We start from the raw sequence: 13,972 nt of genomic DNA, 5'->3' as shown, positions 1-13,972 counted from the left end.
ATCTCCGGCCGTCGCCCTGGGAGAACAGGGCCGAGTCCGGAGCGTCGTCAGCCTTCGGCGGCCCGGAGTTCGCTGCTGATCAGGAGGTGGAGCTGAGCCTCCAGCCAGGCTTCGGTGCGCCCGTTCTCCGGCTGCTGGTCCAGGGTGTTCAGGAACGCCCGCAGCAGTGCCGCCGCTCGGGACAGCCCGGTCCGTGACAAGGCGGTCGCCGCCGCGTCGATACGGGACCTGGCCGGTGCCGTCGGACGGAGCAGCCCGTTGTGGGCCGCGGCGGCAAGAGCGGATATCGCCTCGTCCAGCGCCTCGGTCAGCGGATCGGGTGTCCGGTGCACGGCCGCTGCCAGGGCCGTGGACCCGTCACCACGGGCCAGATCGGGCACCGTCACCCCGGCCGGGGTGAGCACCGCGATCGGGTCGATCCGGATCCCGCCGCCGGCGCGGTGCACCGAACCGCTGACGTGCGTGGCTCCGCTCTCCAGCGCATCGGCCAAGGCGTCCAGGGCGCCGGGGCACTCCGGCCGGTAGGGGGACGTCAGCAGGGCGGACGTCCCCGAGACGTCCCGTACCGCTGCTTCGAGGCGCTGTTCCGCGGGGTCGTACCCGACGCTTTCGATCGCAGAAAGGGCGACCACCCGGACGGTTTCCGCCTCGACGCGGGGGCGGATCAGCCGCGGCGGCTGCCCCTCCCAGCCCGCGGCGAGCGCCGAGAGGTCCCGCACGAGCAACGGCTCAGGGAGCTCCGTCCAGGCCGCGCCGACCGGGGTGATGCTCGTGGTGCCGAGGCGGCTCCGGGTGATGGTGAGGGCGCGGCTCGCGGTGCGCCGGATGTTCTCGCTGACCAGGCTTCCGGTGGCCAGCGAGGCGAGGGGCGTGGACAGGACCCGGCGTGTGGCGAGCCGGTGGCCCGTGAGCTCCTGGCCGTCGGTGGCGGTCCACTCCTTGCGGAGCACCAGGACGGTTCCTGCGCCGGGGTGCGCGAAATACACCTCGGCGACGGGTGCTTCGGCCGTGCCGCGGACCCGGCAGCCGAGCGAGGTGAGCCGGACCCGGCGCAGCGGGGTGTCCCCGGTCTCCCGGGTGCCGAGGGCGCCGGGGACCGCGGCGGCCCGTCGACGGGCGTGAACCTCGGTGAGCAGAGCGGCAACCAGCTCCGGGCGGTAATGGGCACTGCGGTCGGCGTAGGCGGTGAGCTGGCCGGCCAGGTCGGCGACCGCACCGGCCGGCCAGTGCAGGGACGCCGCGGTCATCGCCTCACCGGCGCGGGTCAGTGCAGCGCGGAGCAGCGGACCGGCATGGGCCACGCCTTCCCGCAGCAGTTCGTCGGCGAGTGCCGCGGCGGCGTCCAGTTCGGGCCGTGCCGCGGGGTGCGTGCCGGTGGAGCGGCCGCCGACCTGCACGGTGGTGGAACGGTCCTCGGTCCCCGCTTCGTCGGCGGCCCGGAACGCCCAGACCGCCAGCGTCACCATCTCGTCCCGCACCGCGGCGGACGCGTCCGTCAGCGCGTACGCGATCTCGCCGGGCACCGGGAACCGCACCGTGCAGGTGGGCAGTTCCACCCAGGGGCCAGGGCGGTCAGCAGTGGGCCGGTGCACCAGGGCGCCGTAGCCGCGGTCGAACGTGCGACGGGCCGCGGTGAGCGCCCGGGCACCGAGAGCCTCGGTCAGGGCGCGGTCGTCGACGCTGCCGGGCGACCAGTCACTGACGGGGGAGGGGGAGGCGTCCGCGTCGGCCTCGGCATGGCGTTGATAGGCGAGGACGAGGGCGATGAGGTGGCGGCACACGCCCGGTGCGGCGCAGCTGCAGCTGCCGTCGCCCAGACCGGCGCCGGGCGGCAGGACTGTCGTGGTGCCGTCGTCGAAGCGAGCGCTCACGGTGGTGTCGGGCCCGGTGGTGAGAGCGGGCGCCGTGCCCGTGTCCAAGTCCTTCGTGGCGCGCTTGACCAGGCCACGATTGGCGAGCGCGGCGAGTGTCTCCGGGGTGAGGGCCAGCAGGTCGGCACGGGTTGCGGACGCGCCGGATGTATCGGTGCTTGCCTCCGCGGTCGTCCCGGTGCTCATCCCGGGCCCCGCGCCGGTGCTCGTCCGGGTCATCGGCCCAGCCTCTCGGCGACGAACTCGGCAAGTCGGCCCGGTGTCATCGCGCCGATGTGCGCCCCCGCCTCGGCGAGTCGGCCGGCCAGTTCGCGGTCGTAGTCGGGGTTCGCGTCCTCGTCCAGCGCGGCCAGGCCGAGTACCGTGCTGCCCTGTTCCACCAGCCCGCGCACCGTGCGCACCAGCCGGTAGGAGTCGCCGCCCTCGTAGAAGTCGGTGATCAGGGCGACGATCGTGCGACGCGGGTTCTCCACCAGGCCCGCGCCGTACTGCACGGCCCGTGCGATGTCCGTGCCGCCGCCGAGCTGGACCCGCATCAGCAACTCCACCGGGTCGGTCACATCGGAGGTCAGATCCACCACATTGCTGTCGAACGCGACCAGGTGCGTCTTGAGACCGGGCAGCCCCCACAGGCAGGCGGCGGTCACCGCCGAGTGGATCACCGATCCGGCCATCGAGCCCGACTGGTCGACCAGCAGAATCAACTGCCATTGCGTCAGATGGCGTTGGGTACGGGAATGGAAGTGCGCCCGCTCGATCAGGAGGCGCCGTTCCGCCGGCTGGTAGTGGGCGAGGTTGGCCCGTACGGTCCGCCGGAAGTCGAAGTCCCTGGCAAGCGGCACCCGGCTCGGCTGCCGGGAGCGGGTGCCGTGGAACGCCCGGCGGATCTCCGGCTGCAGCTTGGCCAGCAGGTGCTTGACGACCGACTCGACGATGCGCCGGGCCAGCCGCAGCACCTGCGGGTTCATCAGATGCTTGGTGCGCAGCACCGCCCGCAGCAGGGTCGGGCTCGGCTCGACGCGTTCCAGGACCGTCGGGTCGGTGACGATCTCCTGGATGCCGTACCTCTCGACCGCGTCCCGCTCCAGACGCTCGATGGTCTCCTTCGGGAAGAGCCGGTGGATGTCGTCGAGCCAGTCGATCGCGGTCACCGGCGAGGGGCCGTCCCCGCCCGTACGGCGGGCGGCCGTCCCCGACCGGCGTACACCGCGCCTGGCGAGGTCGGGGTCCCGGCCGTAGAGCCAGTCGAGCGCGGCATCCCGGTCGGCATGACCCGGCCCCAGCGGGCCGGTGTGCCGTTCGGCTGCGGAGCCGAGGATCAGCCGCCAGCGCTCCAGCCCCGGGTCGGGAACCCCGCCGCGATCCTGGGGGGTCGTGTGCGTCATCGGGTCGGGCGTCGTGGTCATGGTGCGGCTCCCAGGCCGTAACGGGACAGCAGTCGGGACACGTTCCTCTCCAGGGCGCCGGCGCGGGCGATCACCAGCGGGTCCGCGGTGGTCCGCAGCAGCGTGCGCGACGAGCCGCGCACCCCGCGCCGCCGCAGCAACTGCCCGGCGATCCGTTCGCGTTCGCGCGGCGGGAAGAACGCGAACGCCTGACGCAGAGCGGGCAGACCCGACAGGAAGTCATGGTCGGGCAACGCACAGACCACGCTGTCCAGCACATCGACGAGAGACTCCGCGCCCGACCGGTCCCCGCCGCCCTCCGCCTCCCCCGTCACCTCGTCGCGGGCGAGCGCGAACAGTCCGGCCAGCCAGTCGCCGAGCGCATCCGCACCGGCCGCCGCCACCGAACGCACCGCCGCGGCGGGATCCCCGGACGCCCCCGGCGAGCCCCCCAGCGCCCGGTGCATCCCGAAAGCGGCGCCCCGCAGATCGATCGGCGCATCCGCGTCACGGCTGATCCGCAGCGCGATCCCGGCCACGGTCGGCCGGGACACCGCAAGCAACTCCTGCGCGTGCAGCACCGCATTCCGCACAGCCACCACGGCCCGCAGCCGGGGGAGGTCCACCCCCGGCCCCCCGCGTGCGCCCTCCAGGAGCCACAGCAGCCGCTCCGTCGCCCCGTCGATCACGGCGGCGAGCAGCGGACCGCGCGCCACCCCGAACACCCGGTCGTGGCGCCACAGCCCCAGAGTCGTGGCGAGTACGTCGCCGAGCGGCCCGACGGCCTTCAGCTCGCCGGTTCGCGCCACCAGTTCGGTGAGCAACTGCTCCGACAGCGTGCCCACCCCGCACAGCACGGCGTCGAACAGCACCTCGGCCAGTGCGTCGGCCCCGGCGGCAACGCCCTGGGTCCGCTCGGTGAGCGCGGCTGCCGCCGCCTCCGCCAGGCTCGCCCCGTAGGCCCCCGCCTCGACCAGCGCGGCCTCCCGCCCCTGTGACGGCCGAGGCTCCCACCGCTCGGTGAACACCGGGTCGATGCCGTGCTCGGGACCGGCGGTCCGACCGTGGCCCGGGATTCCCAGCACCCGCAGCCGGTGCAGTACCCGGCTCCGCTCCAGATCGGCGGCGTCGGTGAGGTCGAGGCGGTACGAGGAGCCTCCGCCGCCGTCGAGGCCCAGCCGGCCGAGCTGCGCCGCCACATCGTGCACCAACGGCGGTGCCGGGGTGGCGGGATGCAGCCGCCCCACGCGGTCTCCGCTGCAGGCCGCGACCATCTCGACGACGGCGGGGTGGGTGCCCGTCGTCAGCGTGCCCCGAGTCGTCCATGGCAGCGGACGGTCCAGGTCGTCCGTGATCAGGGCGCCCGCGAGGCCGTCCAGCACATCGATCCTGGCGGGCCGCGGATGGCCGCGCAGCGCCGTGAGGCCCTCGGCCAGACTGCGGGCCGCGATCAGATCGGCGGTGGAAACCGGGAACTTCCGGGCCCGCAGCCGCTCGACGACCACCCGCAGCAAGGCGTCGGCGGCCGCCCGGGGACCTGCCTCCCACACCTGCTGGTAGTAGGCGGGCGACGGCATGCCCGACTGATACCCGGCGAACGCGTCCAACTGCCGGAACGAGTACGGCACGAGGAAGCTCCCGGCCTGCGCCTCCTCCGGCGGAGCGGGCACCTCCGGCCACCCGTCGGCCCCGAGCGCCCAACCGTGCGCGTCGCTCCCGCGGTCCCCGCCGGATGACGCCAGGACCCGCAGTGCCGGCTGGTGGAAGCCACCGGTCACCACCAGCACCGGCCCTTCCCCGGCGGCAGCGACCGCAGCCCGCACCCACGCCGCCATGTACGCCTCGCGCGCCCGGTCGCCCGAATCCGCCTCCGCGTCCCCGCGTACCAGCGCGAAGTACGCATCGAGACGCGCGGCGAGACCGTTGTCCGGCTCCACCTCGAACAGCCGGTCCCAGAGCGCGTCCGAGGAGTCCACCGCGAAATGACGGCAGAGCCGCTCGGTCGCCTCCGCGTACCGGACCTCCGCGTCGGCGTACCGGTTGGTGCGCTCCGCGAACGCCGGATGCCAGGCCGGCAGGTCGATGAAACGGACCTCCGCCCCGGCGGCCCGGCCCGCCCGCAGTGCGATCCACTCGGGCGAGTAGTCGCACAGCGGGGCCCAGGACGTCGCGGCCCGCTGCCCGTCGCGGTAGTGGCTGAACACCGCGACCGGCAGCTCGTGTCCGAGCAGCAGTTCGTCCAGCCGGGCGTTCATATCGGCCGGGCCCTCCACCAGGACGTGGGCGGGGCGCAGCTCCTCGATGGTCCGCTCGACGAGCCGGGCGCAGGCGGGGGAGTGGTGGCGCACCCCCAGGAAGACGGCGGACATCAGTCGGCCAGCAGGTGGCGCGCGTCGTAGAGGGCCTGCCACTGCGGGCCGCGGCGGCGCGGCACGTGCTGTTCCAGGTAGCGGCGCAGCCGTGCCAGGTCCTCCGGGCTGTCCTTGGCCGCCGTACCGGCCAGGCAGGCCACGACATCGGCCGCGCTGCCCGGTTCGCCGCGCAGGAACCAGCCGCGTACGCCGACGGCATGGGCGACCGAGACCGCCTCCGCCGTGCTCATCACCGCCGAGGGCCGGTCCGAGCCCGTCCCCGAGCCCCCGGAGCCGTCGGAACCGCCTGCCCCGGCGCCCGCGCGCAGCTCGCGGAACGTACCGACCAGCACCTCCAGGACATCCCGGTCCGGCGGCGGCTCCACGCCCGAGCGCCGCAGCAGCGTGCTCACCTCGGCCTCGACGAGTGCCAGCTCGGTGTCCAGGTCGGGGATCGGGAACACCGTCTCGAAGTTGAACCGCCGCTTGAGCGCCGCGCTCATCTCGTTGACGCCCCGGTCCCGGGTGTTGGCCGTCGCGATCACGTTGAACCCCTGCCGGGCGAAGACCATGCCGTCCGGCCCGGTCAGCTCCGGGATCGCCACCACCCGTTCGGAGAGCAGCGAGAGCAGCGAGTCCTGCACCTCCAGCGGGCAACGGGTGATCTCCTCGAACCGTACGAGTCGGCCCTCCGCCATTCCGCGCAGCATCGGCGCCGGGACGAGCGACCGCGCCGAAGGGCCCTCGGCGACCAGCAGCGCGTAGTTCCAGCCGTACTTGATCTGGTCCTCGGTGGTGGCCGCGCCACCCTGCACCGTCAGCGTCGAGTCCCCGCTGACCGCGGCGGCGATCAGCTCGGAGAGAAGCGACTTGGCGGTACCCGGTTCGCCCACCAGCATCAGGCCGCGGTTTGTCGCCAGGGTCACCAGCGCCCGGTCGACGAGCGACGGATTGCCGACGAACTTCCGGCTGATGCCGGCGTCCGTGTCACCGATGATGAACCGGCGCGCCGCCCGCAGGCTCAGCTGCCAGCCCGGCGGCCGTGGATCGCCGTCGCCGGCGCGCAGCGTGTCCAGCTCCGCCGCGTACCTGACCTCGGCCGGGGGCCGCTGCACGGAGGGCCCCGACACCCCGTCCGGCGTCTGCGCGGTCACGACGCGACACCCTCGGTCAGCTCCGCCAGGTCGGCGAGGAGTTCGGAGACGGTCACCGCGTCGAGCCCGGCGAACCGCAGCGGATAGGAGTGGCGGGGGAAGTGGTCGCTGGGGTGATCGTCGAGCCATACCGTTTCGAGGGTCTGGTCCGGGAACATGTCGACGACTCCGACCGCGATCCCGTCGTCCAGGGCGATGACCAGGTACACGTTGTCCGCGAGCCGCTTGGAGATCCACCGCTCGACCCCGGCGTCCTGCGGCGTCCCCCGCTCCCAGCCGCGCCGCTCCAGCCCGAGCACCTTGCCGGTCGGCACCTTGAGTCCCTCGAACCGGGTCAGCCGGTAGCCGTCGGCCTCTTCGTCCGTCAGCCGGAACACGGCGCGTCCCAACTGTGGGAACGGCTGCAGGATCTCGTAGTCCGCGAACACCTCGGACCAGTCGTCCAGCCGTTCGCCCAGCGCCAGTGGGTGCGCGATCCGTACCGTCGCCCCGTCGGCCGGCTCGAAGGCGTCGTCCTCGACATCCGCGAAGGTACGGTCCTCCGCCACCCGGAACGCGGTCGTCACCCCGTCGGTCTCGCTCAGCCACACCAGCCGGCGCACCAGGTGCCAGAGCAGCGGATGCTGCAGGAAAAGCTCCCGGAACTCGGCCATCGTCCAGGAGCGCCGTGCGACCATCGCCGCCTCCAGGCGCCGCACCTGGTCGGAAGCGATCGTCCGCACATCCTTCTTCAGCGCCATGAACCGCTTGCGCTCGGCCGGGGCCAGCTCCGCGTCGTCCCGCGCACCCGGCATCGGAAGATCCTTGCGGCGCTTGCCGTCGCCGTCCAGCACGTAGGGCCGCAGCTGTTCGTCGAACCCGACGGTGAATCGGCGGGTGCCGTAGTCCACGACCGTGGAGCCCTCGGCGTCCAGTCCGAGGTCCGGCACCAGCCGGTCGGAGAGCTGCTCGCCGGTCAGCCCGAGCCCCGAGGCGACCTCGGCGATCTTCTCCTGGGCCCGGACCTTCAACGCCTTGAACTTCACCCGCTGCGAGATGCCGTGCAGATGCAGCAGTGCCACATCCGTGCCGATGGCGGCGAGAACATCGAGACCCTCGACCGCCCGGTGGTGGGCGCCCTCGCCGGGCCAGGCGCGGATGACCGGCGTGAGCCGACGCACCGTCCCGTCGTCACCGAGCTGCCCGAGCGACTGCAGCGTCCAGGACTCCTTGGCCGGCATTCCGGCCAGCCGCCACTGCTCGAACAGCGCCCAGGCGAAGGCGGCGAGCGACTCCGGATCCGCCGTCTCCATGAGGACGGCAACGCCCGGATACGTCTCCCCCGGCTTGGACAGTGCCAGCACCATCAGGGCATGCCGGACCGACTCCTCCGGCAGAGCGCCGCCGCCCCTGACCAGGATCTGCGGCAGCAGAGCGGCCTCCGCCCATTCGGGGACGACCGGCAACCTGGCGGGGAGCGCCCGCTCCAGCGGATCGGCCGTCAGCAGCTCGTCGACCACGGCCGCGGCTGCCGCGCCGTACCCGGCGGCGGCGTCGTGCACCACCGCGTCCCCGTGGACCGCGGCGATCTGCACCAGTGCCTGCTCGGCGGCGCGACGGGCGGGCCCCGCCTTGCCGACCACGTCCGGCACCAGGTGGGCGGCAGCCGTGGCGCCGTGCCGGGCGAACCATGAACGGGCTGTCGCCGCAGTCGACTTGAGCCGTGCCGACCAGTCCGCCATGTGCCGGGCGACCGCGACATCCACATACGGCAGGAGCAGCGGGGCGATGGAGCTCGGCTGATGGGGCGCCGCGCGGAGCAGCACCGGAAGCATGTCGAGTCCGAAGCGGGCGGCGACCGGCTTCAGCGTCTCCTCGACGTCCCACAGATCGTCCGGTGCCCACTTGTCGAGCCAGGGCCTGACCTGCTCCTCCGGGCCGTGCAGGAACATCCAGGCGGGCTGGAGGCTGGTCAGCGCGTCCGTCGCCTCGTACACAGCGACCTGCTTCTCCCAGTACGGAGCGTCCCCCTGCCCGCGCTCGCGGTTGTACCAGGAGCGGCAGGTGGCCCACTCCTCCTTTTCTCCCGGAAGCCAGGACACGGTCGGCTCCGCCTCGGCCGTCAGCCCGCTGATCACCGTGGCGGTGGTGCGCTTGCGCGGCCGGGACCACGGCGGGGAGACCAGCAGCTCCGGCAGCGTGTCCGAAGCGACGTCGGCGACCCGGCCGACCGGGTTGAGCAGCGGATCGATCACCGCGACAAGGTCGGGGTCGAGCGTCGCAAGCACCGTCGTCACCACGTCGCGGTGGGCGGCGATGTGCCCGGCGAGCAGCAGCCTGGTCGACTCGGCGGACCCCGGAGCCGAACCGTCCCGCACAGCAGCGGCGAGCAGCCGCAGAGCGCGGACCGGATAGCGGTGCGCCGCCTCGAACAGCGCGGCCCGGACGTGCTTCGCGTCCGAGTGGGCAAGGAGAAAGCCGAACGCCTCGTCCGACGGCAGCTCCACCAGCGCGTTCGCGAGGAACTTCACATAGTCCGTGGAGTAGTTGTCGCTCAGGCGGTCGGCCAGCAACGGCGCGACCGCCGTTCCGATGCCCTCGGCGACCGTGCCGACCGTCGCGGCCGACCAGGCGTATCCGACCCGCCCGCCCAGTTGGCCGACCTGCTCGGGAGCGTGGAGCGAACAGAACACCATGGAGCGCAGGGTGCTGTCGCTCTCGCCGGCCACCTGCGGGTCGGCGCAGAGCTCGGCCACCCACTCCGTCTCGCTCGGCACCAGGTACGACACGATGATCCGGCGCACCACCTCGTCACGGCAGCCGCCGAGCGCGGCGACCGCCACCCGGTAGGTCTCCTCGTCGGTGGTGGCGAGGAGCGCGCGGACCCGGTCGGCGGCCGGTCGTCGCGCCCCCGACCAGAACGCGCCGCGACGGACCGTCAGCGGCTCCAGCCACGGGTCGTACCGGCGCCTTCCCTCCTGGATCCAGTGCGCCTCGACCATGAAGAGCTCCACCACCGCCCGGGCGGCGAAGGGCAGCCCGTACGCATGGACCCAGTGGTCCGCCCATGCCGCGTACGTCAGCGGGTGAAGGCCGATCACCGAGGCGAGGACCGCCGCACCGACCGGATCGGGGCTGCCCGCCAGATGCGCCCGGGTGGCCTCGACAAGCCGGTCGTCGCTGCGCGGAGCTGCCAGGAATTCGGCGATCCACTCGCGGTCCTCGGAGAGCCTGAGCTCCACCGAGTCCAGCGTGTCCTGCGCGATCCTGGCCGTCGCGCGCCGCACACCCCCGCGCCTCGGGTGGAGGTGGCGCCGCCAGACGGCCGGCAGCTCGAAGGTGTCCTCGTCGGGAAGGGCGCCCGGAGTCCCCTCCGGCACAGCGCCTTCGGCGACCACCGGGGCCGGGCTCACCGCTGATGCCGCCCCGCCCACCTCGCGGTACCCCTTGCGTTCCTTCTCCGCGATCGTCCTGCGCAGCTGTTCCTGCGCGGCGTCCGCCGACGCGAACTCCTTGCTCTGCGTCCGTCCGTCGCTGCCGACCCGCCCGTACCGCACCGTCACCACGCCGCCGTCGGCCCCGGTCTCCCAGAACTTAGACGCAGTCCCCTCGACGTACTCCCAGCGCCGCACCGGCCCGCCCCCTTCACATCCGGACAGCCCGCTTGCGGCGGGCTTCTCGATCAGTGCTGCCACACTAGATCCCGCCACTGACAACGCAGCGTGACGGTCTACAGAACGTGAAAATTCGCAGGTCAGGCGCTATGTGCCAGCTCCTCGCGGCGGACGGGGCGGGCGAACGGCAGCCCCGCGACCAGCTGTTCCACCTCGAAGGTCGAGCAGCGGATCCCCGAGCGGCAGGGGCTCCGGATCGGTCACGTCGAGCACGGCCCCGATCCGGCCACTCGCCCCCTCATGCGTCAGCGCCGCCGTGTCGGCCAGCGAGCCCCGTGCCGTATTGATGAGCACCGCTCCGTCCGGCAGCAGAGCAAGCCGCTCCGATCACGGCGAGGGCCCTTCTTTCGGATCAGGCCGGACCCCGTGAGCCCGGCGTGATCCGAAAGAGAGGCCGGAGGGGCCGCGGCGACGGTGACGACGCCCCGGCCCCCTCGGCCGTACGGGCCGATCAGCCGGCGGGTACCGCGTGCGGACCACCGGCCGCCGCCCAGGACGGCGTCACACCCGTGACCTGGCACACCATCAGGAAGAGCGGGATGGGCGGGGTGTACGGCGTGCGGCTGTCGGGTGCGTGGATCAGTCGGGGCCGCACGGCGGGGACGTGCGCGCCCCTGGCGTATGCGACCTGCGACGGCCAGTCCAGATCGAGGTCCGAGCCCGCCGGTACGATCCACCACCAGCGGTCGGCGTCCGCGAAGACGCAGCCGGTGCGCGGCAGATGGGACATGAGCCGGAAGCCGTACCCGGCAGGCACGCCCACCGCGTCGCAGCCCAGGCTCGCCGACAGTGCGGGAGGCAGCGCCAGTTGCACGAGGTTACCCCCGGAACCGGGCAGCCGGGACTCGCGGGTCAGGCGCGATCCGAGCAGATGGGACATCGCGTTCCTCAACATGTCCGCTCCGTGCCGTGCGGCAGTTCTGCCCAGACGATGCGGCCCGATCCGTCGCCCGTGTCACGGGATCCCCAGGCGCTGCTCAACGCGTCGACCAGCAGCAGGCCGCGTCCGTGCTCGTCGTCGGCGGTGCGGCGCAGCTCCGGGCCACCCGGCTGGTGCCCCTGGTCCTGTACGGCTATGCGCAGCCGTCTCTCGAGACAGCGCAGCTCGCACACGACGCGCGTGCTCACGGTGTGCACCACCGCGTTGGTGACCAGTTCCGACACGATCAGGATCGCCGCGTCGTGCGCCTCCGTGTCCAGCTGCCACTCGTCCAGCCGGGTCCTTGTCAGTCGCCGTGCACCGGCCACCGACTCCGGGTGCGCAGGGAGCGCGAAGCAGTATCGGAGCGCTTCCGTCCCGGGGCTGAGGTCGATGAGCCGGGGGATGAGCGCACTGCCAGGTGCCACGACCGATTCCTCACAGTGGGGGCTTCGTCACGCCGCGCATCTCAGGGCATGAGGGCGGGCATGACTGCGTGAACTGGTTCACTCACCAACTCTCCCCCTGTCGTGAACACTTGGCAAGGGGCACTCTGAAATTTTCAGAGTGGTCGTGTCTTTGACGGCATACGCATGGCACACTGCTCGCAAACAGCGCATCGGGAGGTCTGAAGTGAGCGAACCGCGGTCCGCCCCGACCGTGGGTCAGGTCGTTCTCGGCAAGCGCCTGCAGGATCTGCGGGAGCGCGTCGGCCTGAGCCGTGACCAGGCTGCCAAGGTGCTCCGGGTCGCTCCCGCGACGATACGCAGGATGGAGACCGCCGAGGTCGCGCTCAAGATCCCCTATGTGCAACTGCTCCTGAAGGCCTACGGGATCGCCGACGAGGAGGCCGAGTCCTTCGTCGAGCTGGCCGAGGAGGCCAACAAGCCCGGCTGGTGGCAGCGGTTCCACGACGTCCTGCCCGACTGGTTCAGCATGTACGTCAGCCTGGAGGGCGCAGCGAGCCTCCTGCGCATGTACGAACCGCACTTCGTCCCCGGACTCCTGCAGACCGAGGACTACGCCCGATCGGTGATGGGTACCGGCGCCGTGGGCCAGACCCGGCCCGAGGACATCGAGCGTCATGTGGCGCTGCGGATGGAGCGGCAGTCCCTGCTGACGCGGCCGGATGCCCCGAAGCTGTGGGTGGTGATGGACGAGACGGTCCTGCGCCGTCCCGTCGGCAGCGCCGACGCCATGCGCGCACAGATCGACCGGCTGCTGGACGCCACCGAGATGTCCCATGTGACACTGCAGATCGCGGAGTTCGCGACCGGTCACCACCCGGGTACCTACGGCCCGTTCGTCCTCTTCCGCTTCGGCGTCCCCGAACTGCCCGACATGGTGTACAGCGAGTACCTGACCGGCGCCGTCTACTTCGACGCGCGCCCCGAGGTGGCCTCCTACCTCGAAGTCATGGACCGCATGGCGGCTCAGGCCGCAACTGCACAACGCACGAAGGAAATCCTCCGGGAATTCCGCAAGGAGCTGTGATCGATGGACCCCATATACAACGGCATGCCCGCCCGCGAACTCGGCTCCGAAGGCTGGTACAAGCCGTGGAGCGGTGGGAACGGCGGCAACTGCGTCGAGGCCATGAAGCTGGCCGACGGCAGAGTCGCTGTACGTCAGTCCGCGGATCCCGACGGCCCCGCCCTGATCTACACCCACCGTGAGATCGCCGCCTTCATCCAGGGAGCCAAGGCCGGCCAGGCGGACTTCCTCCTGACCGGAATCTGACGCCTCCGGCGTCTGTCCTTTCCACACTCAGTCTCAGTTCGCCGATCCACGGACCCCAGGAGCGCGCTATGACCGGGCACGAGGCCCAGCCCATCGAGATCGACACCAGCAAGCCGCATCCCGCCCGGATGTACGACTGGTTCCTCGGTGGCAAGGACAACTATCCGGTCGACGAACAGATGGCGCAGCAGCTCCTGGCCCTCGACGCCCGCGGCCGTGACATGGCCCGGGTCAACCGGGCGTTCATGCACCGCGCCACCCGCTGGCTCGCCGACCAGGGCGTACGGCAGTTCCTCGACATCGGCACCGGCATCCCCACCGAGCCGAACCTCCACCAGATCGCCCAGCAGACGGCCCCGGACGCGCGCATCGTCTACTGCGACAACGACCCGATCGTCCTCGCGCACGCGGCGGCTCTGCTGCGCTCCACTCCCGAGGGCGCCACCGAGTACCTCCAGGTCGACGCCCGCGAGCCGGAGACCATACTCGAACAGGCGGGCAAGGTACTCGACTTCAGCAAGCCGATCGCGCTGTCCCTGCTGGCCCTGCTGCACTTCCTCGACGACGAGGACGGTGCCGCCGAGCTCGTCGACCGGCTGGTGGAGAAGCTTCCCTCGGGCAGCTACCTGGTGCTCTCGCACACCACCGGGGACTTCAACCCCGAGGGTGCGGCGCAGGCGTCGGCCATGTACAAGGCCCGCGGGATGACGCTGCGTCCGCGCTCGCGCGCCGAACTCACCGCGTTCTTCGACGGACTCGAACTCGTGGAGCCGGGCGTCTCGCTCTCCGCCGACTGGCGCCCGGAGCTCGGTGAGGTCATCGACGTACCCGGCGACGAGCCGATCCCCGGCTACGCGGGTGTGGCCCGCAAGCCCTGACCCGGGCCGTCACCGGCACGC

10 protein-coding genes and 1 pseudogene are annotated in these 13,972 nt (G+C 72.2%); 3 read left to right on the top strand and 8 right to left on the bottom strand.

Features of this window, described 5'->3' with window-relative positions; translation table 11 throughout:
* Positions 1–47: 47 nt before the first annotated feature.
* The 8 genes and pseudogenes from OG972_RS06820 to OG972_RS06785 all read right to left on the bottom strand — a co-directional run bounded on the left by OG972_RS06820 (position 48) and on the right by OG972_RS06785 (position 11,761).
* Positions 48–2,090: a hypothetical protein gene (locus tag OG972_RS06820; protein WP_266979230.1), complete on the bottom strand. Its 2,043-nt coding sequence runs from the start codon at positions 2,088–2,090 to the stop codon at positions 48–50.
* Complete coding sequence (locus OG972_RS06815; RefSeq protein WP_266979228.1) at positions 2,087–3,277, bottom strand: VWA domain-containing protein; 1,191 nt, start codon at positions 3,275–3,277, stop codon at positions 2,087–2,089. Before OG972_RS06815 ends, OG972_RS06820 begins: the two co-directional genes overlap by 4 nt.
* Positions 3,274–5,625, bottom strand: a complete 2,352-nt coding sequence (locus OG972_RS06810; protein ID WP_266979227.1) for a DUF5682 family protein — start codon at positions 5,623–5,625, stop codon at positions 3,274–3,276. The genes OG972_RS06815 and OG972_RS06810 overlap by 4 nt, the downstream gene beginning before the upstream one ends.
* A complete protein-coding gene (locus OG972_RS06805; RefSeq protein WP_266979226.1) occupies positions 5,625–6,761 on the bottom strand; it encodes an AAA family ATPase in 1,137 nt (378 codons plus the stop codon). The genes OG972_RS06810 and OG972_RS06805 overlap by 1 nt, the downstream gene beginning before the upstream one ends.
* Positions 6,758–10,435, bottom strand: coding sequence for a WGR and DUF4132 domain-containing protein (locus OG972_RS06800; RefSeq protein ID WP_266979225.1), 3,678 nt, complete (start codon positions 10,433–10,435; stop codon positions 6,758–6,760). The genes OG972_RS06805 and OG972_RS06800 overlap by 4 nt, the downstream gene beginning before the upstream one ends.
* Before the next feature lie 59 nt (positions 10,436–10,494).
* Positions 10,495–10,735, bottom strand: a pseudogene (locus tag OG972_RS06795) (NAD(P)-dependent oxidoreductase); the annotation flags it as partial.
* A 130-nt stretch (positions 10,736–10,865) separates the two neighbouring features.
* Positions 10,866–11,309, bottom strand: a complete 444-nt coding sequence (locus OG972_RS06790; RefSeq protein WP_266979224.1) for a hypothetical protein — start codon at positions 11,307–11,309, stop codon at positions 10,866–10,868.
* Positions 11,303–11,761 carry an ATP-binding protein gene (locus OG972_RS06785; RefSeq protein ID WP_266979223.1) on the bottom strand — a complete coding sequence of 153 codons (459 nt, stop codon included), beginning with the start codon at positions 11,759–11,761 and terminating at the stop codon, positions 11,303–11,305. Before OG972_RS06785 ends, OG972_RS06790 begins: the two co-directional genes overlap by 7 nt.
* 205 nt (positions 11,762–11,966) lie before the next feature.
* On the opposite strand from OG972_RS06785, the gene OG972_RS06780 reads away from it, so the two are divergent.
* From OG972_RS06780 to OG972_RS06770, 3 genes are all read left to right on the top strand, one after another.
* Entirely contained in the window at positions 11,967–12,827 is an 861-nt protein-coding gene (locus OG972_RS06780) for a helix-turn-helix transcriptional regulator (protein ID WP_266979222.1), read from the top strand.
* Positions 12,828–12,830: 3 nt separating this feature from the next.
* Positions 12,831–13,073: a DUF397 domain-containing protein gene (locus tag OG972_RS06775; RefSeq protein ID WP_266979220.1), complete on the top strand. Its 243-nt coding sequence runs from the start codon at positions 12,831–12,833 to the stop codon at positions 13,071–13,073.
* Positions 13,074–13,141: 68 nt separating this feature from the next.
* The gene (locus tag OG972_RS06770) at positions 13,142–13,951 is read left to right on the top strand and encodes an SAM-dependent methyltransferase (protein ID WP_266979218.1); all 810 of its coding nucleotides are present in this window, start codon (positions 13,142–13,144) and stop codon (positions 13,949–13,951) included.
* Positions 13,952–13,972: the final 21 nt, after the last annotated feature.

Origin of the sequence: Streptomyces sp. NBC_01669 (genome assembly GCF_026339735.1) — a bacterium.
Lineage (GTDB): Bacteria > Actinomycetota > Actinomycetes > Streptomycetales > Streptomycetaceae > Streptomyces > Streptomyces yanii.
Note: the sequence above shows the minus strand (reverse complement) of the source record. Positions and strands in the feature narration are given on the sequence as shown.

Bases quoted from the DNA above. Each gene is read 5' to 3' on its own strand.
- OG972_RS06815 (WP_266979228.1), bottom strand. From the start codon at position 3,277: ATGACCACGACGCCCGACCCGATGACGCACACGACCCCCCAGGATCGC.
- OG972_RS06790 (WP_266979224.1), bottom strand. From the start codon at position 11,309: ATGTTGAGGAACGCGATGTCCCATCTGCTCGGATCGCGCCTGACCCGC.
- OG972_RS06770 (WP_266979218.1), top strand. From the start codon at position 13,142: ATGACCGGGCACGAGGCCCAGCCCATCGAGATCGACACCAGCAAGCCG.
- OG972_RS06810 (WP_266979227.1), bottom strand. From the start codon at position 5,625: ATGTCCGCCGTCTTCCTGGGGGTGCGCCACCACTCCCCCGCCTGCGCC.
- OG972_RS06820 (WP_266979230.1), bottom strand. From the start codon at position 2,090: ATGACCCGGACGAGCACCGGCGCGGGGCCCGGGATGAGCACCGGGACG.
- OG972_RS06775 (WP_266979220.1), top strand. From the start codon at position 12,831: ATGGACCCCATATACAACGGCATGCCCGCCCGCGAACTCGGCTCCGAA.